23 protein-coding genes are annotated in these 24,040 nt (G+C 47.6%); all 23 read left to right on the forward strand.

All coding sequences use genetic code 11. The annotated features are described in order from the left end of the window. Window positions 1–2: 2 nt before the first annotated feature. The 23 genes from MKY35_RS00255 to greA all read left to right on the forward strand — a co-directional run bounded on the left by MKY35_RS00255 (window position 3) and on the right by greA (window position 23,968). Complete coding sequence (locus MKY35_RS00255; protein WP_342445275.1) at window positions 3–332, forward strand: septum formation initiator family protein; 330 nt, start codon at window positions 3–5, stop codon at window positions 330–332. Window positions 333–455: 123 nt separating this feature from the next. Then, the gene (locus MKY35_RS00260) at window positions 456–980 is read left to right on the forward strand and encodes a S1 domain-containing RNA-binding protein (protein ID WP_014279051.1); all 525 of its coding nucleotides are present in this window, start codon (window positions 456–458) and stop codon (window positions 978–980) included. Window positions 981–1,486: 506 nt separating this feature from the next. Next, the gene (gene spoIIE, locus MKY35_RS00265) at window positions 1,487–3,994 is read left to right on the forward strand and encodes a stage II sporulation protein E (protein WP_342445276.1); all 2,508 of its coding nucleotides are present in this window, start codon (window positions 1,487–1,489) and stop codon (window positions 3,992–3,994) included. Window positions 3,995–4,121: 127 nt separating this feature from the next. Continuing rightward, on the forward strand, window positions 4,122–4,871 hold the full coding sequence (locus tag MKY35_RS00270) for a vWA domain-containing protein (RefSeq protein WP_342445277.1): 750 nt from the start codon (window positions 4,122–4,124) through the stop codon (window positions 4,869–4,871). Then, window positions 4,855–5,793 (forward strand): serine/threonine protein kinase, encoded by a 939-nt coding sequence (locus tag MKY35_RS00275; protein ID WP_023986445.1) that lies wholly within the window; start codon window positions 4,855–4,857, stop codon window positions 5,791–5,793. Before MKY35_RS00270 ends, MKY35_RS00275 begins: the two co-directional genes overlap by 17 nt. A gap of 66 nt (window positions 5,794–5,859) precedes the next feature. After that, window positions 5,860–7,308, forward strand: a complete 1,449-nt coding sequence (gene tilS / locus MKY35_RS00280; protein ID WP_342445278.1) for a tRNA lysidine(34) synthetase TilS — start codon at window positions 5,860–5,862, stop codon at window positions 7,306–7,308. A 47-nt stretch (window positions 7,309–7,355) separates the two neighbouring features. Further along, the gene (gene hpt / locus MKY35_RS00285; RefSeq protein WP_023986447.1) at window positions 7,356–7,895 is read left to right on the forward strand and encodes a hypoxanthine phosphoribosyltransferase; all 540 of its coding nucleotides are present in this window, start codon (window positions 7,356–7,358) and stop codon (window positions 7,893–7,895) included. Between the two features lie 97 nt (window positions 7,896–7,992). Next, the gene (gene ftsH, locus MKY35_RS00290) at window positions 7,993–10,032 is read left to right on the forward strand and encodes an ATP-dependent zinc metalloprotease FtsH (RefSeq protein ID WP_028542511.1); all 2,040 of its coding nucleotides are present in this window, start codon (window positions 7,993–7,995) and stop codon (window positions 10,030–10,032) included. A 277-nt stretch (window positions 10,033–10,309) separates the two neighbouring features. Next, window positions 10,310–11,923, forward strand: coding sequence for an L-aspartate oxidase (gene nadB, locus MKY35_RS00295; protein WP_342445279.1), 1,614 nt, complete (start codon window positions 10,310–10,312; stop codon window positions 11,921–11,923). Next, window positions 11,913–12,803, forward strand: coding sequence for a carboxylating nicotinate-nucleotide diphosphorylase (gene nadC / locus MKY35_RS00300; RefSeq protein ID WP_039274023.1), 891 nt, complete (start codon window positions 11,913–11,915; stop codon window positions 12,801–12,803). The genes nadB and nadC overlap by 11 nt, the downstream gene beginning before the upstream one ends. Window positions 12,804–12,809: 6 nt before the next feature. Further along, window positions 12,810–13,577, forward strand: coding sequence for a type III pantothenate kinase (locus MKY35_RS00305; RefSeq protein WP_013308148.1), 768 nt, complete (start codon window positions 12,810–12,812; stop codon window positions 13,575–13,577). A gap of 218 nt (window positions 13,578–13,795) precedes the next feature. Then, window positions 13,796–14,680 (forward strand): Hsp33 family molecular chaperone HslO, encoded by an 885-nt coding sequence (hslO, locus tag MKY35_RS00310; protein WP_103049285.1) that lies wholly within the window; start codon window positions 13,796–13,798, stop codon window positions 14,678–14,680. Between the two features lie 20 nt (window positions 14,681–14,700). Further along, entirely contained in the window at window positions 14,701–15,645 is a 945-nt protein-coding gene (locus MKY35_RS00315; RefSeq protein ID WP_209950320.1) for a peptidyl-prolyl cis-trans isomerase, read from the forward strand. 239 nt (window positions 15,646–15,884) lie between these two features. Further along, on the forward strand, window positions 15,885–16,823 hold the full coding sequence (gene cysK, locus MKY35_RS00320) for a cysteine synthase A (RefSeq protein ID WP_039274029.1): 939 nt from the start codon (window positions 15,885–15,887) through the stop codon (window positions 16,821–16,823). Window positions 16,824–16,949: 126 nt separating this feature from the next. Then, window positions 16,950–18,572, forward strand: coding sequence for an anthranilate synthase component I family protein (locus tag MKY35_RS00325; protein WP_342445280.1), 1,623 nt, complete (start codon window positions 16,950–16,952; stop codon window positions 18,570–18,572). A 5-nt stretch (window positions 18,573–18,577) separates the two neighbouring features. Beyond that, a complete protein-coding gene (pabA, locus tag MKY35_RS00330) occupies window positions 18,578–19,153 on the forward strand; it encodes an aminodeoxychorismate/anthranilate synthase component II (RefSeq protein WP_013308153.1) in 576 nt (191 codons plus the stop codon). A 3-nt stretch (window positions 19,154–19,156) separates the two neighbouring features. Next, complete coding sequence (locus MKY35_RS00335) at window positions 19,157–20,053, forward strand: aminotransferase class IV (RefSeq protein ID WP_342445281.1); 897 nt, start codon at window positions 19,157–19,159, stop codon at window positions 20,051–20,053. Continuing rightward, complete coding sequence (folP, locus tag MKY35_RS00340) at window positions 20,050–20,916, forward strand: dihydropteroate synthase (protein ID WP_342445282.1); 867 nt, start codon at window positions 20,050–20,052, stop codon at window positions 20,914–20,916. The genes MKY35_RS00335 and folP overlap by 4 nt, the downstream gene beginning before the upstream one ends. Window positions 20,917–21,130: 214 nt before the next feature. Continuing rightward, window positions 21,131–21,493 (forward strand): dihydroneopterin aldolase, encoded by a 363-nt coding sequence (gene folB, locus MKY35_RS00345; RefSeq protein WP_023986457.1) that lies wholly within the window; start codon window positions 21,131–21,133, stop codon window positions 21,491–21,493. Between the two features lie 9 nt (window positions 21,494–21,502). Continuing rightward, entirely contained in the window at window positions 21,503–22,051 is a 549-nt protein-coding gene (folK, locus tag MKY35_RS00350) for a 2-amino-4-hydroxy-6-hydroxymethyldihydropteridine diphosphokinase (RefSeq protein WP_342445283.1), read from the forward strand. After that, the gene (locus MKY35_RS00355) at window positions 22,003–22,203 is read left to right on the forward strand and encodes a helix-turn-helix transcriptional regulator (protein ID WP_025719314.1); all 201 of its coding nucleotides are present in this window, start codon (window positions 22,003–22,005) and stop codon (window positions 22,201–22,203) included. Before folK ends, MKY35_RS00355 begins: the two co-directional genes overlap by 49 nt. 45 nt (window positions 22,204–22,248) lie before the next feature. Then, the gene (dusB, locus tag MKY35_RS00360) at window positions 22,249–23,277 is read left to right on the forward strand and encodes a tRNA dihydrouridine synthase DusB (RefSeq protein WP_342445284.1); all 1,029 of its coding nucleotides are present in this window, start codon (window positions 22,249–22,251) and stop codon (window positions 23,275–23,277) included. 214 nt (window positions 23,278–23,491) lie between these two features. Beyond that, window positions 23,492–23,968, forward strand: coding sequence for a transcription elongation factor GreA (gene greA / locus MKY35_RS00365; RefSeq protein ID WP_013308160.1), 477 nt, complete (start codon window positions 23,492–23,494; stop codon window positions 23,966–23,968). The last annotated feature ends 72 nt before the right edge of the window (window positions 23,969–24,040 follow it).

Genomic DNA, 24,040 nt, shown 5'->3' on the forward strand with positions numbered 1-24,040 from the left:
TCATGCGTAATTCGTCTGTAGATCGCCATTCATCTTCTACGTCCAAGTCCAACGCGGGCGGGCGCAGGCGAATCATGATTTGGTTGCTATCGCTTGCCGCCTTTGGTAGTTGGGCAATTTTTACCTTTTTTTCTCAAGGCATGATTATGGCCGATCGAAATGAACAGCTCATCCAGAAGGAAAAGCAGAAGCATGCTGCTACACAAACCGAACAACAGCTTCAAACCGAAGTGAATCGTCTCAAGGACCCTGAGTACATTGGCGAGATTGCCAGAAGCAAGTACGGTCTTTACAAACCGGAAGAGACGCCAATCATCGGAGATCAGAAATAGGAACATTATCGGGCCAATGCTTAGTTGACCTTGGTTCCGCCATTTTGTATAATCAAATCACCACAGCGGGATTTTTTTGCAAAAAAATCGGTTGTATATTTTAAGGGAGGATCATTTTATTCTATGGCAATTGAAGTGGGCACCAAGTTAGAGGGCAAAGTGACAGGCATCACGCATTTTGGAGCATTTGTGGATTTGTCTGGAGGTGTCACGGGTCTCGTTCACATCTCGGAAATCGCCGATAACTATGTTAAGGATGTTAACGACCACCTGAAGATTAATGATGTCGTGACGGTGAAAGTCATTAATGTTGACAAAGATGGCAAAATCGGACTTTCCATTAAGCAAACGATTGACAAGCCGGCAAGTGAAGCCCGTCCCCCAAGAGCTCCAAGACCGGAGCGTACAGGAGGACCAGGCGGAGGCGACCGTTTCGGCGGTGGAGGTTCAGGTCCAAGTCAAGGACGCGGTGGTGGTGGCGGTGGTTTCAACCGCGATCGTGGAGGCCGTTCTTTCAAGCCTGCACCGGGTAAACCTTCATTTGAGGATAAAATGTCACGCTTCCTGAAAGATAGTGAGGAACGCATTTCGTCGCTGAAAAAGAACACCGAAGGTAAACGCGGAGGACGCGGCGCGAAGCGTGTTTAATTCACTTTGACAACCGTATCAACCATACACGGAAAACCGTACAGTCGAAAGACTGCTACGGTTTTTTTGCGTTCTACCGACAATAGATGCGACATGCAATGGGTGTGGACGATAAATCCGGTTATCGTTATACATGTATTTTATGAGATTCGCAATTTTGATGAAGACGAGGAAAGCATTCGTGCTGGAAAGCGAATGTTTTTTTTGTCGTGAGGACATAATCGTCCGACAAACTCCAACGGTTTTCCGTCTATCTTCTGTGCAAATCGCTAGTCTTGGTCATAGTGATGGACGACATAGAGAGGTCAAGCAAGGAGTTAAGAGACACAACTTCCATCTGCTTCCATACGTGCGTAGCTTGATGTTTAAGGCGATGCTCTGTCCTTTCGCGCAGAACGTTTTTTTGTCGGAAATTTCTTGGAATAAGACGTGGGGTTCTGACAAACTTTCTCAGTCGTTCCGGTTTAAGATGGGAACATCAAATTGATGAATGGGGTGCCTGACGCATGATGGAGAAATGGAACGTGGTACATTTTCCGGGGTTAAAATCTAGAAAGTCCAAATCCAAAGAGCGTACGGAAGGGTGGTCTTCCAGACTCAAGAAACGGCTGGATTCACATAAAGTGGTGCAATGGGTAACGGCGCAAAGATGGATGCTGCTATTGTCAGCTATGGGAGTTCTACTGGGACGCGCCACTATTTTGGACGAGCTTTCTCCTTTTGCCCTCGCTTATTTTGCGGTCATAACGTTCCTTCGGCGTGACCTGATGCTGCCTGTAGCTGTATCAGTTGTGTTAGGCAGCCTGTTAGCTCCTTATCCATCGTTATTTATGATTGGTGGCGAGCTACTGGTATTTTATCTCCTGTATCGCGGACTACGAACCTTCGATCGTCTGGAACTATCCTATGCTCCGCTTATGGTTTTCTTGTCTGTGTTTATGGTCAATTTATTTAACGCGGTGATGGCTCCAACTTTCACATGGTATGAACTTATCATTGTGGGAACGGATGCGGTTCTCAGCTTTATGCTTACGCTGGTATTCACACAGGCCATACCGTTGTTTACGTACCGCAAGAAGACAAGCCAGCTCAAAAATGAGGAAATTTTATGTCTTATTATTTTATTAGCCTCTGTGATGACGGGAGCAGTAGGATGGACTGTTCATTCATTGTCTGTCGATCATGTACTGTCGCGATATTTGGTCTTGGTGTTTGCTTTGGTGGGAGGTGCTTCGCTGGGTGCATCGGTCGGTGTCATTACCGGTTTAATTTTAAGCTTGGCCAATATGTCTGCAATTGTGCAGATGAGTTTACTCGCTTTTGCAGGTTTGCTGGCAGGGATGCTGCGTGAAGGGAAAAAAGGTGCTGTTGCGCTTGGGATGCTGCTAGGCTCCTCCATTCTGACGATCTATTTGGATGGGACCGGAGACGTGCTGACATCAACCTGGGAGAGCTGTGCGGCGATTCTATTATTTTTAATGACCCCAAAAAGTTTCTTTAAAGCGGTTTCTACCTATGTTCCCGGTACGCAGGACCATGCTAAATCTCAGCATGAATATGCCAAAAGGGTCCGCGATCTCACCGCAGAGCGAGTAACGAAGTTTTCCCGTGTATTCAGTCAGCTATCCCGCAGCTTTCACCAGATATCTGCAAGTGAGAGCGCGAAGTCGGATGGTGAAATCGAACACTTTATGAATGCGGTGGCGGAAGGGACATGTGCCTCCTGCTTCAAGTGTGAGCAGTGCTGGGACGGCAAGTTCATGCAAACCCATCAGTATATGACGGAAATGATGAGCGCCATTGAGGATAACCCGGATTTGGAGCCGGAACAGATACCCCCGCAATGGAGTAAGGCATGTGCTAAAACGGCCGCTGTCCTGCAAGTGATGAAGCAGCAGTATAGCCTCTACCAACATAATATGCAGTGGAAGCGCCAAGTATACGATAGTCGTCAGCTTGTTGCTGACCAGCTATCGGGTGTATCACAAATCATGGAGGATTTAGCGCGAGAAATTCAGCGGGAAGGGCAGACCATGCATCGACAGGAAGAGCAAATACGGGAGGCTCTTGATAGACTGGGCTTGTCCATCCAATCTATTGAGATTATTAATCTGGATGCAGGTCAGGTAGAAATTGAGATTGTCCATGCCTATACAAGGGGATTTGATGAATGTCGGAAAATCATTGCTCCACTGCTGTCGGACATACTGGACGAGCATATAGCTGTGATGCGCGAAACGGAGGCAGATCGCCGCCAAGGCTTGGCTACAGTCATGTTCGGCTCTGCTAAAACGTATGAGATTGCTACAGGGGTAGCTAGTGCGGCCAAAGGAGGCGATTTTTTCTCAGGAGACAGCTACAGCATGATGGAGCTAGGGAACGGGACTTTTGCGGTCTCGTTAAGCGATGGTATGGGGAACGGAGAGCGCGCGCAGCAAGAGAGCAGTGCAGCACTTAACATTTTGGAGGAATTACTGCAATCGGGTATGGACGAAAAATTGGCGATCAAGTCGGTTAACTCTGTCCTGATGCTGCGATCACCTGAGGAAATGTATGCTACGGTCGATATGGCGCTGATTGATCAGTATACGGCCCAGACAACCTTTATGAAAATTGGGTCTACGCCAAGCTTTATTAAAAGAGGAGAGGAGGTCATTCCCGTATCTGCCAGCAATTTGCCGATTGGCATTATACAGGATATTGAAATTGATTTGGTATCCCTGCAGCTCCAGCCGGGTGATATTCTCATTATGATTACAGACGGTATATACGACTCACCGGGTTATGCGGTTAATAAGGAAATATGGATGAAACGCATGATTCAGGAAATTGAAAGCGAAGATCCACAGCAGTTGGCCGACTGTTTACTAGAAAGGGTTATCCGATACCAACAAAATCAAATCTATGATGATATGACTGTAGTCGTTAGTAAAATAGATCACTTCCGCCCAGAATGGGCAACTCTCCATGTACCTGGCATGAGGTGGTTGGAACGTCCACGGACGGTGAGCTAATCCGACATTGCCCGGGAAATTCCTTATTCGTTTTTTAAAAATCCGCATCCTTCGTTTGAATCGTTCCGGATTAGGCAAAGATAGAATCTATCGGAATAGATTAAGAGGAAGCGGAGGTCAAAAAACGATGAAGCAAATTTTGATCATTACAGACGGATGCTCAAATGTAGGTGTTAGTCCAGTCATGGCGGCTGCCCAAGCTTTACGGGAAGGTATTACAGTGAATGTCGCCGGAGTCATAGATTATGGAACTATTGGCGAGCTTGGCAGCGCAGAGATTCAAGAAATTGCTAAAGCAGGGGGAGGGTTTAGCCAAATCGTTGGGACGAAGCAGTTGGCACAGACCATGCAGATGATGACGCGCAAAACGGTGGTTCAAACCATTCAGCAGGCGGTTAATAGAGAGTTAACGCACATTTTGGGCGAGGGTGGCGCCAAACATATCGGTGAACTTCCTCCGGCAAAACGAGCCCAAGTAGTTGAGGTGATGGATGAGCTGACAGAAACAAGCACCCTGGAGATTGCCTTGCTCATTGATGCAAGTGCGAGCATGAAGCCCAAGCTGCCTGCTGTAGAGGACAGCATTCGCGATTTGCTGCTCAGCTTACAGTCCAGAAGCGGACACAGCCGTCTATCGGTATTTCATTTCCCAGGCGGCAAAATGGGAGAAGACGCAGTCATGGATATCGGTTGGACCTCTGAGCTTAACCAGATCAAATCGATATTTGGACGCTTGCGGATGAAAGGGGCGACGCCGACAGGTCCTGCCATTTTACAAGTGATTGATTATTACCGATATGGTACACTAGGAGAACAGAAAGATCTGGAAGAATCCTATGGCAAAGGAGAAGGGATGCTCGGTGACTACGTCGTCTGATCCCGTTCTTGCACCCGGAACGGTCATCAAGGGCAAGTGGAAGCGGAGCAGCTATGTCATCCAGCGCTTGCTGGGCCGGGGAGCGAACGGAACTGTATATTTGGTAAAAGAAGCACAGGCCGATCGGCAATTTGCTCTGAAAATGGGGAAGAACACGCTTGATCTGCAATCGGAGATTAATGTGCTGACCACATTGCAGTCTCAGGGCACTCAGGCCGCCCTCCAGCGAAATGGAAATCCTTCCTTTTTGTTTGAGGTGGATGATGTAGTGTTACGCAGTGGGGAGATACCCTTTTATGTTATGCGATACGTTAAAGGTGATCCACTTCATCGCTTTGTGGCAGCCAAAGGGCCGGAATGGTATGGCGTGGCTGGAACCGGTATACTGAATCGTCTGGCGGATCTCCATCAGGCAGGGTGGGTGTTTGGCGACCTGAAGCCGCAGAATATTTTGGTCAATGCCTATGGAGAGGCTGAATTAATTGACTACGGTGGGGTGTCTCTTGCTGGCCGGAGTGTTAAACAATTTACAGAATGGTATGACAGGGGATTTTGGAATGCTGGCAGCCGAAATGCTGATTCCCAGTATGACCTGTTTGCCTTCGCTCTTCTAACGATTCATATATTGGAGAGCGAATCGTTAAAGGCGGCTGCCAGCAGGCTGCCACAGTTGCGTAATACGGCAGAATTGACGGTCATCATTCGCCGCAGCCGTGTATTACGTCCCTATGCCGAATGGCTACTGGGTGCAGTGCGTGGAGAATATTCCGATACTCGTGCAGCGGCCCGGTCTTGGTCACGTTTGGCTTCCGCACATGTCAGGCAATCGTCGGTCAAAAGAGGGAATCCACGCTGGCTGGGATATGCTTTCACGGTATCGCTTTTGCTGCTTGCCGGAGCGCTCTGGATTGCGTTAAGGTAGCAGCATGACTTACATAAGATAACAGATGATCATCATTTTTACGGTAGGGAGAAAAGAGGGTCGGGAATGAGAACAACAAAACCGACCGGTGTTGTACAGGAAGTGCTCGCCTTGGCGCGAGATCATTCACTGTGGAGCCCCGGAGACCGCATTGTGGTTGCTGTATCCGGTGGGCCGGATTCGGTGGCCCTTTTGCACATTTTACATGAAATATCCGTTATACATATGCCTTTACAACTCGTCTGCGCTCACGTTCATCATGGATTCAGACCAGAGGAATCGGATGCGGAGGCTGAAGTGGTACGCAATATTGCCCGAAAGCTTGAACTTCCATTTGAAATGACTCGGGTTGATGTACCCGCTTATATGAAGGAGAGTGGGAAGGGTCCACAGGAAGCGGCACGCGAGCTGCGCTACAGCTTTTTACATGATATGGCTACAAAGTGGGAAGCACAGCATATTGCAATGGCTCACCACGGCGACGATCAAGCCGAAACGGTTCTCTTGCACTTGCTGCGTGGTAGCGGCCCAGCAGGTTTGGCGGGTATGCGTTTGGCACGCAATGAAAAAAATGTGCAACTCATTCGCCCGCTGCTACGTATGTACAAGGCTGACCTGATTGAGTTTTGTAACTTGTATGGTCTTTCCTACGTGATAGACAGCACTAATTTATCGTCCAAATACCGCCGTAACGCCATCCGCATGGATGTGCTTCCTTTTTTGGGGCAATATAATGAGCGACTGACACCATCCCTGAACCGGCTGGCCGAAACGATGGCTGACGAAAATGACTTTATGGAGGCATCTACGCTGTCAGCATACGAGAAAATGGTGAGCTTGGATAATGGCAGGTACATGTTTCCCATCGCTTTATACCGTAAGCTACCCGTTGCTTTACAACGGAGGTTGATTAAACTAATATTAAATTATCTGCCTTCGGACAGTGAAAATTTTGATTTTCGTAAAATTGAGACCGTTCGACTAAGACTTCTCCAAGAGGCATCGTCTACATGGAGTTTGGATTTGGGAGGCGGTGCGGTTGGAGTCCGCGAATATGACCAAGCGGTTTTGTTTGACCGTACGCAAGTCGTTATGGGCGAATGGTGCTATGGACTAAGTGTATTGCCTATTTCCGGTGAGCTAGAGTTGCCTGAAGCGGGTGGTATACTCCGGTGGCGAAGGGCTTCCTATTTGGATGGGGATCATCCGACCAATAAGGAGGAAGCATGGTTCGACGCAGATCAATTGAGTCTGCCTTTGACTGTACGCTCGCGATTACCTGGAGATACCATGTATGTAATGGGATTAAACGGAAGAAAAAAGGTTAAAGATATTTTTATTAATGAAAAAATACCTCCTTTAATGCGTTCCGTTGTTCCCATCGTCTGCGACCACTCTGGAGCTATTCTCTGGATTCCGGGCGTACGACGTTCTGTACATGCCGCGGTGCAAGAGCACACGTCTTCGGTTATATATATGTCATGGCAAAGACGAGAGAGTCCGGGGCACCGGTAATTGCACAGGAACGGCTTTCATAGTATAAACTTAGGAGGTTTACACCGTTGCAAAATGATATTCAGGAAATATTGATCAGCGAAGAAGAAATTCAGAGTAAAATTAAGGAATTGGGTGCACAGCTCAGCGTAAAATATGAAGGGAAAAATCCATTGGTGATTTGCGTACTGAAAGGTGCGTTTATCTTTATGGCTGATTTGGTTAAATCCATTACAGTGCCATTGGAGCTTGATTTCATGGCTGTATCAAGTTATGGAGCGTCCACAAAATCCTCAGGTATCATCAAAATCATTAAGGATTTGGACGCATCTGTGGAAGGACGCGACGTTCTGATTGTCGAAGATATTATCGACAGCGGCCTGACGCTGACACATTTGATTGAACTGCTCAAGAATCGTAATGCCAATTCGGTATGTGTCGTAACCTTGTTCGACAAGCCTGCACGCCGGACGGTTAATCTTGAAGCAGATTATACTGGATTTACGCTTCCAGATGCGTTTGTTGTCGGCTATGGTCTGGACTATGCCGAGCACTACCGGAACCTCCCATACATAGGGATTTTGAAGCCGGAAATCTATACCAGCTAATCTCAGCCTCCAGTCCTAGGACTAAATAAGGCCCTTTGTTGAGAAGGACTTACAGGCTATGGTAAAATAACTTAAGTGTCTCGAGAGGAGGTAGGGGATGAATCGGTTCATCCGGAATTCTGGTTTTTATTTGATTCTTTTTTTAGTTGTGGTGGGTATCGTTCAGTTTGTTAGTAACAGTAACGAAGCCTCCGATCTCCCTAGATATGACCAATTACGGCAAGAGGTTAAAGCTAATAACATCTCTAAAGTAACGGTCCAATTTGACGGTTACGCCTATCTTGTAACCGGTGCATATAAGAAGCAGCCGGCTAATGCTAAATCGACCAATTTTTCCGTATATGTTCCACCAACGGATCAAGCACTAAGTGAACTGGTAAATGCCAGTGAAACGAACGGGTTTGAATATGTACAGAAGAAAATGGAAGGCGAAAGCATCTGGCTGACGTTTTTGACTTCTATCATTCCTTTGGTGATCATGTTCCTGTTGTTCTTCTTCCTGTTTAATCAGGCACAGGGCGGTGGCGGCAAAGTTATGAACTTCGGCAAGAGCAAAGCCCGTCTGTATAACGAAGAGAAGAAGAAGGTTACGTTCGAGGACGTGGCAGGGGCTGACGAAGAGAAGCAGGAGCTTGTCGAAGTCGTAGAATTCTTGAAGGACCCACGCAAGTTTGCAGCTGTGGGCGCTCGTATTCCGAAAGGTGTTCTGTTAGTGGGCCCTCCAGGTACGGGTAAAACACTCTTGGCAAGAGCTGTTGCAGGCGAGGCTGGAGTACCGTTTTTCAGTATCTCAGGTTCTGATTTTGTAGAAATGTTCGTCGGGGTCGGTGCTTCCCGTGTTCGCGATTTGTTCGAGAACGCTAAGAAGAACGCACCTTGTATCATTTTCATTGATGAGATTGATGCCGTTGGACGTCAACGTGGCGCTGGATTGGGTGGCGGACATGATGAACGTGAGCAGACGCTCAACCAATTGCTCGTAGAGATGGATGGATTCGGCGCAAACGAAGGTATTATCATCGTAGCTGCTACAAACCGTCCGGATATTCTAGACCCGGCGTTGCTTCGTCCAGGACGTTTTGACCGTCAAATTACGGTTGACCGTCCAGATGTTAAAGGCCGTGAAGCAGTATTGTATGTACATGCTCGCAACAAGCCATTAACGAAGGATGTTAAATTGGACGTAATTGCGAAACGTACAACAGGCTTTACAGGCGCTGATCTGGAAAATCTGTTGAACGAAGCTGCCTTGTTGGCGGCTCGTCGTAACCGCAGGGATATTTCGATGCGAGAAGTAGATGAAGCCATCGACCGTGTTATCGTAGGTACAGAAAAACGCAGCCGCGTAATCAGTGACCGCGAGAAACGAATTGTTGCTTATCATGAAGCAGGCCATACGATTATCGGTTTCTTCTTGGAAAATGCCGATATGGTTCACAAGGTAACAATTATTCCACGTGGACGTGCAGGCGGATATGTTATCATGCTTCCGAAGGAAGACCGCATGCTGACAACCAAGCAGGAATTGCTGGACAAAATCACTGGATTGTTGGGTGGACGCGTATCCGAGGAACTGTTCATTGGTGAAATCGGAACAGGAGCCTATAGCGACTTCCAACAAGCAACAAGCATCGCACGTAGCATGATCGTAGAATATGGTATGAGTGAGAAACTTGGTCCGATGCAGTTCGGTACTTCACAAGGCCAAGTATTCCTTGGACGCGATATCGGTCATGAGCAGAACTACAGTGATCAGATCGCTTATCAGATTGACCAGGAGATGAATCGTTTCATCACTGAATCTTATGAGCGTGCTAGAGAACTCCTGACCAAGTATTCCAAAGAGGTTCATTTGATTGCTCAAACCTTGCTGGTAGAAGAAACCTTGGAACTTGAACAAATCAAACGTTTGATTGAGACAGGTTCTTTGGATGGTGGCACGACTGAGGGAGAAGGAACACCGGAAAACGGTGAGCCTGTGATCGACAACATTGGAGACGTCCGTGTACGTATTCAAGGTAAGGATGACGAGCCTAAGAATACAACAGATCAACCGAATGATATCCCTAATCTGCAAAAGCCAGAGGATGATAACAATTCGGGCAACTCCGGTGGTACTCCACCGACAACAACCTAATCATTCAATGGATAGTTGAATAAGCGTATATGCAAGCTCCGGGGAACCAGGTATTATTGGTTTTCCGGAGCTTTTTAAATGGAAGATTATTGCTAACGTGATTTGACAGACACCGGAACGTTGTGTACATTTATTGTTAAATAAACGGCTGTCGTCTTCTTAGCTTATAAAAGCCAACAGCTGCTGCAATCGACTTTCTATTATTTTGAACATATACGTGAGCGCATACTGTAGAACCTATGGTGTGCGCTATTCTTCTGTGAAATCAGGTGAAGGCATGATTCCAAGATATCTAGTTGATTTTGATGTAGCGGAATTGACCCGATTGGAAGCCGACGTGTTAATTATCGGCTCGGGCATTGCGGGCTTATATACAGCCATTAAGGCTGCAGAGAATCGGAAAGTGTTGCTGATCACCAAGAAGACTTTGATGGAAAGCAACACACGTTATGCTCAAGGCGGGATTGCTGCTGTCACATCGGATGAGGATACACCTGCTTATCATATGCAGGACACCCTGATTGCTGGTGCAGGTTTGTGCGAACCAGAGGCGGTCAGAACGCTTGTCCATGAAGGTCCAGGTGGTATTCAAGAGTTAATACGTATGGGAACGGCTTTTGATCGTGTGGATGGTGAACTAGCATTGACACGGGAAGGAGCGCATAGCCATCGGCGTATTTTGCATGCGAATGGAGACGCTACGGGTTATGAAATTGTTCGTGCGTTGTCAAAGCAGGTTGCTGCTCATCCCGGTATCGAAGTGTGGGAAGAGTGCATGGTCATCGACCTGCTGACTGAGCATGGTGAGTGTATTGGGGCCCTCGTCCAAAAGCCAGGTGGGGAAAGGTCGTATATAACTGCTAATGCAACGATTTTGTGCTCAGGAGGTAGCGGGCAATTATACCGTTATACGACCAACCCGGATATTGCAACCGGGGATGGTATTGCTATGGCGTATCGTGCTGGGGCGATTGTCCGGGATATGGAATTCATACAGTTTCATCCTACGGCGTTGTGCCATCCGGGCGCTCCAAGGTTTCTAATTTCCGAAGCTGTACGGGGAGAAGGAGCCGTGTTACGCAATATTCACGGAGAACGCTTCATGGACAAGTATGATTCACGGCAGGAGCTTGCACCCAGAGATATCGTAGCTCGTGCTATCATTCATGAGATGGAACGCACCCAAGCTGCGTTTGTATACTTGGATATTACGCATGAGCCGCCTGAGCGGGTGAAGCGACGTTTTCCAACCATTTATCGGACATGTCTGTCATTTGGTTTGGATATGACGACAGACTGGATTCCCATTGCGCCTGCTGCCCATTATATGATGGGTGGTGTTCAGACCAATTTACACGGGGAAAGCTCCATTGCGCGTTTATTCGCCTGCGGGGAGACCTCTTCTACAGGTGTTCACGGAGCTAATCGTCTTGCGAGCAATTCATTATCTGAAGCTATTGTATTCGCCAGCAGGATTATTGAGCGACTGCATTCATTGCCACCGCTGGTCGGCCATACGTTGATATCTTATAGCGATAACCGCACAGAGTTCCCGGCTTCATCCGTCACGGAGCAACGGCATAAGCTGCAAGAAGCAATGGTTCGTTATGCTGGAGTTCGTCGGCACGGCGAGGGGCTGCAAGCAGCATTAGATGAGCTGCAAGGGCAAATGCCTATTTTCGGGGCTGTGATCGCTAGCCGGGAAGAGATCGAGTTTGCCAATTTGCTCACATGTGCTTTATTAGTAACAGATAGTGCGCTACTGCGTGAGGAGAGCCGGGGAGCGCATTATCGCGAGGATTTTCCTGAGACAGATGATAGCGCCTGGCGAAAGCATGTTCAGCAGCGACGTGATCAAGGGATAACGGAGGAGTACGTTCATGACATCTAACAGCGAGCTTTATGGAGAGTTTAGTGGATATCAGGAGGAACTGACGGCACAAATTCGCAGCTGGCTGCGAGAAGATACGGGCTCTGGCGATGTGACCACGCGCTGGACGATTGAGCAGGGCCACCAATCCAAGGCTGTCATTCATGCCAAGGAGAGCGGCGTAGTTGCGGGTTTACCCGTGGCTGCCCTTGTATTTCAGGTAGTGGACCCTTCCTTGTCGTTTACTCCGCTGGTGACCGATGGACAGTGGATTGAAAAGGGAAGCGTTTTGGCTGAAGTAAATGGAAGTACCCATGCGATTTTGACTGGAGAGCGACTGGCGTTAAATTTGCTCCAACGAATGTCTGGCATTGCCACGCGGACACGAGCTTTTATAGATCAATTGCATGGTTTGTCCACCCGCTTGGTGGATACACGCAAAACAACACCGGGACATCGGCTGCTGGAGAAGTATGCTGTTCGTGTAGGCGGTGGCTCGAATCATCGCTTTGGCCTGTACGATGCTGTTATGATTAAGGATAATCATATTAAGGGCGCAGGTGGGATTGAACAAGCTGTGAGTCGAGCGCGCGCTAATATACCGCATACGATGACGATTGAAGTAGAGACGGAAAACATGAAACAAGTGCAGGAAGCCCTGGAAGCTGGGGCGGATATCATTATGCTGGATAACATGTCTGCCCCAGATATGAAGGAAGCCGTTCGGTTCATTCGGGAACGGGCACCACATGTCAAAACAGAAGCCTCGGGCAATGTATCGCTGGATACAGTGCGTGAGATGGCTGAGAGTGGCGTAGATGTGATTTCTGTAGGCAGGCTGACATACTCTTTTCATAGTCTGGATATCAGCCTTGACCTTAACGCAAAGAAAGATAGGTGACACCCATTGATTCTTGTAGTGGATGTAGGTAATACCAATATTGTTCTGGGGATGTACGAAGGGCGGGAGCTGTTGCACCATTACCGGATCAGTACCTCCAGACAGGCAACCGCAGATGAATACGGCGTACTCATACATAATCTTTTTAGTATGGGTGGCGTATTAAAGGATGACATCCAAGGAGTTATTATTTCCTCTGTCGTTCCGCCATTGGTCCGTGTATTAGAAGAAATGTGCGATAAATACATAGGCAAAACGCCGTTAATCGTCGGACCGGGAATCAAGACCGGTCTTAACCTGCGTTATGAGAATCCGCGTGAAGTAGGTGCGGATCGGATCGTGAACGCTGTTGCGGCTGTTGAACGGTTCGGTGGGCCGCTGGTTGTGGTGGATTTTGGAACAGCGACGACGTTTGATTGTATTGACGATAAGGGAAACTACTTGGGTGGTGTAATAGTGCCGGGTATCGGGATTTCGACAGAGGCACTGTATCAACGGGCTTCCAAGCTGCCCCGTATCGAGTTGGAGAAGCCCAAAAAGGTTATTGGTCGTAATACGGTTCATGCCATGCAAGCTGGGATTATCTTCGGTTATGCTGGGCAAGTGGATGGCATTGTGAGGCGCATTAAGGAAGAAATGCAGGCGGAGCCTACGGTTATTGCTACGGGAGGTCTTGCAGAGCTAATCGCATCAGAGACAGAGAGCATTCAGAAAGTGTTGCCGATGTTGACGCTTGAAGGATTACGTATCATTTACCAACGTAACGCTGAATAAAAAAGTGGATATAAGCTGCCGCTGCGTCCAACCGATGATCTTATCGGTTTGGATTAGCGGCGTTTTTCGTCTATACTGAAATATGTTACGTTTTTGAACAATTCGCGTGATCTGTCGATGCAGGTTGTTTATATAGTAGGAAATTATGCTTCAATGATGAGCAATACTAACGAAAATAAGCAGCATAGCTGTCCTGGAGAATAGGGGAGGATATCAATATGGAAAATAAGCAGGATCGACTTATTCGTGGCACAGCCATGGATGGGAGGGTTAGAGCTTTTGCTGTTCGGACAACTCAATTGGTAGAGGAATTGCGGAGAAGACATGATACGTATCCAACGGCTACCGCTGCTTTAGGGCGAACCCTCACAGCAGGAGCTATTATGGGTTCTATGCTAAAAGGCAAAGAGCGATTGACCATTCAAGTTAAAGGTGATGGACCGATTGGGCAAATCATCGTGGATGCCAATGCTGTAGGGGAAGTACGAGGTTATGTTACTGAACCACATGTGCATTTGCCGAGCAATAGTATGGGCAAACTGGATGTAGCGGGTGCTGTAGGTACAGAGGGGTTCATTCATATCATCAAGGATTTGGGGTTAAAAGAACCGTATCGCGGCAGTACTCCGATTATTTCTGGTGAACTGGGTGAGGACTTTACCTATTATTTTGCCAAATCGGAACAAACCCCGTCAGCGGTGGGCTTGGGTGTGCTGGTAGATACTGATAACTCGGTTATTGTGGCCGGTGGATTTATTATTCAATTGCTTCCAGGCTTGAATGATGATGAGATAACTGCGATCGAAAATGCAGTCAGCTCCATTCCGCCCGTTACCGCTTTGCTGGATCAAGGGTTGGAACTTGATGAAATGCTGCGCTGGATGTTGCCGGACGTTCGGATTCTCGATGAATTGGATATCCATTTTCAATGTGAGTGTTCACGTGAGCGCGTGGAAAAAACATTGATCAGTTTGGGAGAAAGCGAATTAGAGCAGTTAATTGAGGAAGAAGGACAGGCTGAGGTCGTATGTCACTTTTGTAATGAGGCTTATCAGTTTAATAAAGATGAGCTGCAAAATCTGTTAGATCAAGCCAAAGCCTAACCGGATGGGCGGTGCAAGCGATGACTACACGGGAAAAGGGATTATGGACAGCTGTCATTATTCTGACCGTTAGCGTCGCCGCCTTGGGTGGTCTTATCATGCTTCGGGGGCTGTCAAAGCCGGGTGATGTAAGCAAGGATGACGGCGATCATACTGTGGCGGAGATGGGTCAGGAAGGCATATCGGAGGAACAGTGGGTAGCGGAACTGAAAAAGCGATATGGAACCAATACGCTGTTGCAAATGTTGAATCGTAAAGCCGTGCAGGCTGAAACCAAGCGTCTCGGTATCAAGATCACCCAAGAGGATTTACAGCAGGTGCTGGAGCAGGATAGTAAAGGGTATGACTCAGATCATACCTACTTTGATGAAATGCAGCGACAGTTTGGCTTAGATCCGGTTGATTTGCGGAATGAAGCGGAATACCGGATTGGTTTGGAGAAAATAGCTACGCAGGGTATTCAAGTTCAGGAAGCTGAGATTGACGAGTATTGGGAGCAGCATCCCGAGGAATTTGCCGTCGGTAAGCAGATCCAATTGGCAGCTCTTTATGTGGATAATGCGGAGGAAGCAGAAGCGCTGCTAGACCGGGTTAAGCAGGGGGAGAGCTTCGATGTGCTGATTCAAGAGCATTCAGGTAAGCCTTTCGACAAAGATAGTAGTGGACAGCTGGGATGGGTGGATGAATATGATCCATTGCAACCGGAGGCGATTATGAAGGCGGCGAGAGAGCTAAGCTCTGGGGATGTTGCGGGTCCAATCTCTGTTAACGATGGCTATGCTGTCATTTATGTACAGGATGTCCGGTTGAAGAATTCCCCGGATAAGCAGCAGATCCGGCAGCAAATTCGTCGATCACTTGCGCTTGCACAAGCCGCTCCTTTGGAAGAGGTTGAGAAGAGTCTGCGTGATAAGTATGGAGCGCGTATTTTATCTGGAAAGAATGCATCCTCCGCTTCTCTGTAACGTAGTGAAAGAATATTGGTTTGAAGGAAGCGCGATGCTGATAACGCGGGTTGACAGCATCGCAGCTTACTCACTCGTATTGACATTGGAATTGAAGATTGTTATGATTAGCGTATAAAACCCACTATTTTTATCGGAAATTAAATGAGCGATACAAAATTAAAGTGATGACTAAGAATGATCTACAATATGATTTCGCATTTTTTTAATATATCATCTACAGTCAGGGAGGAATTATCATGGCTAAAGTTGTTAATAACATCACCGAACTTATCGGGGAAACCCCCCTCGTTCGCCTCAACCGGATCGTACCGGAAGATAGCGCCGAAATCTATTTGAAACTGGAATATCAGAACCCAGGCTCCAGTGTAAAAGACCGTATTGCGATTAGTATGGTAGAAGAAGCTGAACGTGAAGGTCTGCTTAAGCCAGGCGGTACCATTATTGAAGCAACTAGCGGTAATACAGGAATCGGCTTGGCTATGGTTGCTGCTGCGAAGGGCTATAAGGCAGTCATCGTTATGCCAGAAACGATGAGCATAGAGCGTCGTAATTTGTTGCGCGCTTATGGAGCCGAACTTGTGTTAACACCAGGATCAGAAGGCATGAACGGGTCCGTTAAGAAAATGGAAGAATTGCTGAGTGAAAATCCGGATTATTTTGCTGCTGAGCAGTTCAAGAACAAAGCTAATATCAAAATTCACCGTGAAACGACCGGTCCTGAGATTGTGGAAGCCATTCGTTCCATTGGCGGAACTCTGGACGCTTTTATAGCGGGAATAGGTACTGGCGGAACCATTTCTGGAGCCGGTGAAGTGCTTAAGAAAGAATTCCCTGATATTAAAGTTGTGGCCGTAGAACCTGCCTCTTCCCCGCTGTTAGCAGGCGGTAAGCCAGGACCCCACAAGATCCAAGGGTTGGGTGCCAACTTTATTCCTGAAATTTTAAACCGTGATATCTATGATGAAATTATTCATGTAGAAAACGACGAAGCTTTCGAGGTAGCACGTAGAGTGGCCAAGGAAGAGGGCATTTTGTCCGGTATTTCATCTGGCGCGGCTGTCCATGCGGCTTTGAAACTTGCTAAGCAATTGGGCAAGGGTAAACGGATCGTTGTCATTATTCCAAGTAATGGAGAACGTTACCTGAGTACACCATTATACAATTTCGAGCTGTAATTATGTCGTAATTGTGTATACTATACGTAAGGATTCCCTCATTTCCCTGTTGCAGGGGAGTGGGGGTTTCTTTTTAAGGAGAGAATGTAGACTTATTGAAAAGTAGGGAAGGGGAAGCACACACGGATGAAATCGACAGCTAGAGTGACGGAGGCGCAGTGGCAGGTTTGGCAGGAGGAAGGCTGGAGCATACTTCCCTATATCGCTGAGTACCCATTACCCGTGGGAGGGCTACCGTCATCGTGGCGGAAGGCTTGGGAGGATTCGTCGCCATATGCCTTTTTGCTGGAGAGCGCTAAAGGTGGGAGGTACACCTATCTGGCCTTAAATCCGGTTGCTGTATTGGAAGGCAAGGGAGAACATGCAGTTTGGACTGATTTGCAAAGTGGGAAGCATGGAGATATACATGGTCAACCTTTGAAAGTCATGAACAACTGGATCGCTCCTTACCGTGCACCGCGTGTACCTGGCATGCCCTTTTTCTCTGGAGGATTTGCGGGTTATCTTGGATACGATGTAGCTCGCTCGTTGGAGCGTTTGCCATCTCAAGCTGCAGACGATACGGGCATACCTGATTATGTATGGATGAGGGTGGATGAGCTATGGATTTATGATCACGAAAAATCCTGCATATATTGTGCTGTTCATATGCCCAATCCTGCCCGCTCCGGTGAATTCAGTAGCCAGACTGATTTGGCTAATGAGCTTATGGTGGATGAGACCATATCGATACTTGGCAAACTTTATGCGGAAGCGGTCCAACGTGCAGAACGCATGCTGACTCAGTGGAAGAACATCATACATGCGGGAGAGACTGATCCAGCTCATCCTCGCCGTTGTGCTCGGCTGTCCGAAAAAGAATTAGAGGCTGCTCATCAAGAATCTGAAGGATGGACAGCGGCATTCAACCAACAAGATTTTGAACATGCCGTGAAACGTGTGCAGGAATATATTGCCCAAGGGGATGTATTTCAGGTTAACTTGTCGATTCGTCAGCAACGTACGCTTGCAGCCCTTCCTGAGAATATATATGAATGGCTTCGTCTGCTGAATCCATCCCCTTATATGGGTATGCTGCGTATGCCAGATTTACGGATCGTCAGTGGATCGCCAGAATTGTTGGTGAAGCTGGAGGATGGACGTGTGAGCGCCCGACCTATTGCAGGTACGAGAAGAAGGGGGCTAACACCGGATGAAGATGCCGCTATGGCAGCAGAGCTTCTATCAAGCGAAAAAGAACGCGCCGAGCATATTATGCTCGTCGATCTGGAGCGTAACGATATCGGACGGATTGCCGAATACGGATCGGTGCATGTACCTGAACTGCTGACTGTCGAGTATTATTCGCACGTTATGCATTTGGTTTCTCAGGTGGAGGGGAAGTTAGCCTCAGGTCGTACAGCTATAGATGTAATTGCGGCTACTTTTCCAGGCGGAACCATTACCGGGGCACCCAAGGTGCGCACGATGGAAATCATCGAAGAATTAGAGCCTGTCCGGCGGGGGCCTTATACTGGGTCCCTTGGATGGATTGACTATAACGGTAATATGGAATTAAATATTATAATAAGAACACTAGCTGTTAAAGGCAGCACTGCCTATTTACAGACAGGTGCGGGGATCGTCATTGATTCAGACCCGTACAGGGAATATCGGGAATGTCGGAACAAGGCCAGAGCTGTCATGAAGGCGGTACAATGTGGTGAAGAAGAAGCCGCTTTGAGCAGAAGCGGTATCACAGGAGGGTGAGTCGTATGATTTTGGTGATTGATAATTATGATTCGTTTACGTACAATCTTGTTCAGTATTTGGGTGAACTTGGCGAAGAAGTAACCGTAAAACGGAACGATGAGATTGATGTGAAAGGCATAGAAGAGCTGGCACCAGAGCATATTTTGATCTCGCCGGGTCCATGCACGCCTAATGAGGCGGGGATATCACTGGATGTGATCAGCCATTTTAAAGGTCGCATTCCGATTTTTGGCGTTTGCCTCGGCCATCAGGCCATCGGACAGGCTTTTGGCGGTAAGGTTATCCGGGCTGAACGACTCATGCACGGTAAAACCTCACCGATTCTTCATCACAATACGTCAGTATTTGAAGGCTTGCCTTCTCCGTTCACAGCAACCCGGTATCACTCATTGCTGGTAGAGCGCGAGAGTCTGCCTGAGTGTCTAGAGATTACCGCTGAAACCGCAGAAGGTGAAATTATGGGTTTGCGGCATAAAGAATTTGCCGTAGAAGGAGTTCAGTTCCATCCAGAATCCATTATTACGGATTACGGGCATCAGCTGTTACGCAATTTCCTAAAACGCAAGGTAGGCGTTTGATTCATGAAATATATCGGAGTCAACGGCGTCCTCACGGAAGCCGCAAAAGCCGTGGTTCACGTAAGTGATCACGGCTTTTTATACGGAATGGGCTTGTTTGAAACATTCCGCACCTACAAGGGTGCCCCATTCTTGCTGGATCGGCATCTGCATCGACTACAGGAAGGCTGCCGAATGCTCGGCATTCCTTTTCAACCTGATGAGGAGCAGCTTACGAAACACATTCAGCATCTGATGGTGGCAAATGGGTTGGATGAAGCCTACATCCGTTACACCGTATCAGCGGGTGAAGAGGTGCTAGGATTGCCGACGGGTGACTATACGCGTCCCAACCATATTTTGTTTGCCAAACCGTTGCCCTCTACCAATACACAAATCGGGCAATCGACTTCCCCATCGGTGCTTCAGTTGTTGCGAATCCCCAGAAACACTCCAGAGGGCGAGGTTCGCTTAAAGTCGCTCCATTATATGAATAATATTCTTGCGAAACGGGAACTTCAGCAGTATGCCGAAGCTGTCCGTTATAAGGCTGAAGGAATGATGCTTACGGCCAATGGTTTCCTGGCAGAGGGAATGGTCAGCAATCTGTTCTTTGTGCGGAATAATACGCTGTATACCCCTGACTTGTCTACAGGGATTCTGCCAGGCATTACGCGTGAATTCATTTTGGAGCTGGCGCATCTGCGAGACATTCCTTGTGAGCAGGGCCTGTACCGCTGGGACGAGTTGAAACAGGCTGATGAAATTTTTATGACCAACTCTATACAAGAAATACGGCCCGTGAATTTGTTGTTGGAGCCGGGAGGAACAACGAATCATTTTTCGGTTCCCTTGACGCAGCCCAGGTCCATAACAGCTTTGCTGTTGCACGATTATAGACAGAAAGCAGGGATCAAGTGAACATACCGACCCTTTATCAACGTAGTTACCGAATGGGGGATGCCGAGCTTACACTCGGACATTCCACACAGATCATGGGTATACTGAATGTGACCCCGGATTCATTTTCCGATGGAGGATTACATTATAACCCGGAGATTGCTGTTTTACATGCATTGAAGCTGGTGGAAGATGGAGCCGATATCATTGACATTGGCGGGGAGTCTACCCGTCCCGGTCATGATCCAGTAGGTGTGGAAGAGGAGCTGGCTCGGGTCATTCCGGTCGTCCAGGCCATCCATCTTATCGCACCGCACATTCCATTATCTGTAGATACTTACAAAGCTGAAGTAGCCAGAAAGGCACTCGAAGCTGGCGCACATATCATTAATGATGTGTGGGGGTTTAAGGCAGACCCTGATATGGCACGTGTAGCTTCGGAATTCGATTGCCCGGTCATTTTGATGCATAATCGTCATGACCGTAACTATAGTGATTTGGTTTCTGATATGCTGTCCGATTTAAAAGAGAGTATCCGATTAGCGCTGGATGCGGGGGTACGTGAGGAACAGATCATTTTAGACCCAGGTATCGGTTTTGCCAAGGATTACGATGAAAATATTCATGCCATGACTTCTCTCGATAGATTGAGTCAGCTGGGCTTTCCGCTGTTATTGGCTACGTCGCGCAAAAGATTTATTCGTACAGCACTGGATTTGCCTGTGAATGATGTGGTGGAGGGCACGGCAGCTACTGTTGCTTTTGGCATTGCTCAAGGGTGCCAGATTGTGCGTGTACACGATGTGGCGCAAATCAAGCGTACCGTACGTATGTGTGATGCGATGGTGTACGGATCTAAAAATGCACTGAGTTATGGCGGGTAAAGCCCGCTTTACGAATCCTTTGATCCTACGATCGCTGTTGCAACAGGATTCTTTGAATTGGTAAAACATATGACTGTAGGAATCCCGTTGCAAAGGCGAGCGCTCCGCTTCTTCGGATTCAAATGATTCGCTCCGCTACCACCAGCATAAAGTCACTGTATTTTTAGGGAGTTATTTATTAAGAAAATTAAAAAAAACAGGGGGTCTACCCACGATGGATAAAATGGTTTTGCATCGTATGGAGTATTACGGATATCACGGGGTTTTTCCAGAGGAGCGAAAGCTGGGACAGCGTTTTTATATTGATTTGGAACTGGAGCTTGATCTGCGTGAAGCGGGTGAGCAGGATGCTTTGGACAAAACGGTTAATTACGCAGAGGTGCATTACACCGTTAAAGATATTGTTGAAAAGGAGTCTTACCAATTGATTGAAGCTTTGGGCGAACGTATTGCATCTTCCCTACTGGACACTTATACTAGTGTCAATGCACTGACTGTCAAAGTCACGAAGCCGCATCCGCCGTTTGATATTCATTTTCAAGGCGTGACGGTTGAGCTTTATCGCGCAAGAAAGTAGGAACGATACATGAATGCACATTCGACCTCTGAGGCATCAGAGGCTTATATTGCTTTAGGGGCTAATTTGGGGGAGCGCGAGCATACCCTGTATGAAGCCATTACGGCGCTGGACGAACATCCGGGTATACGGGTAATACGGTGCTCCAGCCTGTATGAAACAGAGCCTGTTGGGTATCTGGATCAACCTTCTTTTTTGAACATGACGGTAGCCGTATCTACAATGCTTGCTCCAGAGGAGCTTCTGGTATATATGCTGGAGGTGGAGAGTCGTCTGGGGAGAGTAAGACATATTCCTAATGGTCCACGAACCATCGATCTGGACTTGTTATGGATGGGAGCGGCGCAACTGGCTACACCGGATTTGGAGCTTCCTCACCCTCGTATGTTGGAGCGTGCTTTTGTGCTGGTTCCTTTGGCTGACATCGTTCCGAACCAAGATCCGTCCGGTCTGTACAGTATCGTGCATACTGCATTGAATTCTGTGGATGGAAAGGACGGCATACAGCTTTGGAAAACATGCAGCTGGCGCAACGACTCCGCGCCTTTCGGAAGTTAAAAGGGTTCACACAGCAGGAGTTGGCAGAACGTACTGGTATATCTTTGACTGTATTAGGTGCTGTGGAGCGAGGCAATCGTACAGTAGACCCAGACATGCTGAACATCATCGCCCAAACGCTAGAAATTGAAGTCCGGGAACTGACGGAATGACGATAAGTATACGATATAAAAGAAGGGATAAAGGGGTGAACGGATATGTTGAAAATCGGCGACATTGAAATGAAAAACCAAGTCGTCCTGGCACCAATGGCAGGCGTGTGCAATCCTGCTTTTCGCTTGATCGCCAAGGAATTCGGTACAGGCTTGGTATGTGCAGAGATGGTTAGTGATAAAGCCATCATTCATGGCAACAAGCGTACGCGCGAGATGCTGTTTGTAGATGAGCGCGAGAAGCCGCTTAGCTTGCAAATTTTCGGGGGAGACCGCGAATCTTTGGTTGAAGCAGCGAAGGTCGTAGATCAGGAAACGAATGCAGATATTATTGACATCAATATGGGCTGCCCCGTTCCCAAAGTGACCAAATGTGATGCAGGTGCTCGTTGGCTGCTCGATCCAAACAAGATTTATGAAATGGTATCGGCGGTAGTGGAGTCGGTAAGTAAGCCGGTTACTGTGAAAATGCGTATCGGTTGGGATAGCGAGCATATTTATGCCGTAGAGAACGCTCGCGCGGTTGAACGTGCCGGAGGTCAGGCTGTTAGCGTACATGGCCGTACACGGGAGCAACTGTATACGGGACATGCGAATTGGGATATTATAAAAGAAGTTAAAGAAGCAGTTTCCATTCCTGTAATTGGAAATGGCGATGTGGCATCACCGGAAGATGCTCGCCGTATGCTGGATTTGACCAATTGTGATGGCGTTATGATCGGACGCGGTGCTCTGGGGAATCCGTGGATGCTCTACCGTACGATTGAGTACTTGCAATCAGGTGAGCTGTTGCCCGATCCTTCACCGGAAGAAAAAATCCGTATTGCCATTCTGCATATGGATCGTCTGGTTGCATTGAAGGGTGAAGCAGTAGCTGTCCGTGAAATGCGCAAGCATCTGGCTTGGTACCTCAAGGGGCTTAAAGGTTCCGCACGTATTAAGGATGTCATTATGGAAGAAACAAAGCGCGACGATATGGTACGTATTTTGGATCAATTTGTATCTCAATTGCACATGGTAGAAAACGATGAGCCTTCTACAAGCACTGCTTCTCCTGCCGCTGTTGCGCAATAAGGAAGCTACTCCGGCCTGTGCATGTGATTGACTTTTCCAATTGCTTGCCCTATAATCGTTCAGTATAAAATCTTGATGTATGCTACAAATTGTGTGCAGCTCTCAAGACAACAGCAGGAAATGTTCTCATTCCCTCAGAGTGGCATATTATGTTTTGAAAGCGTGCATTCCGATGCACTTTTAAACTTTTCCCATGACAGGAGAATCGGTTAAGATGAGCGATAAAGAAGTCATTCTGACACAGGAAGGTCTTAGAAAGCTCGAAGATGAGCTTGAGAACTTAAAGTCTGTCAAACGCCGCGAAGTGGCTGAACGGATTAAGGTAGCCATCGGATACGGAGATATTAGTGAAAACTCCGAATATGAGGATGCGAAGAATGAGCAGGCCTTTATTGAAGGCCGTGTAATTACGTTGGAAAAGATGCTACGTAATGCCCGCATTATCAATAGTGATGAAATTGACACCGATGTTGTGGGAGTAGGCGCAACTGTGACCGTCGAAGATTTGGAATTCGGAGATATTACAGAGTATGCTATCGTAGGCTCCGCCGAATCCGACCCGCTACAGAACAAGATTTCGAATGAAAGTCCGGTTGGCAAGGCAATTCTCGGTAAGAAAAAGGGAACTGTTGTGGATGTCACCGTTCCAGCAGGCGTTATTCAATATAAAATCGTGGATATCAAGAAATAAGACACGGACTTTGGAATTTAATGTAAAAGCTTCCTTGTGGAAGCTTTTTTTCTCTACACCCGGACGGACCCC

The sequence above is a fragment of the Paenibacillus sp. FSL L8-0638 genome (genome assembly GCF_038593075.1).
Lineage (GTDB): Bacteria > Bacillota > Bacilli > Paenibacillales > Paenibacillaceae > Paenibacillus > Paenibacillus polymyxa_D.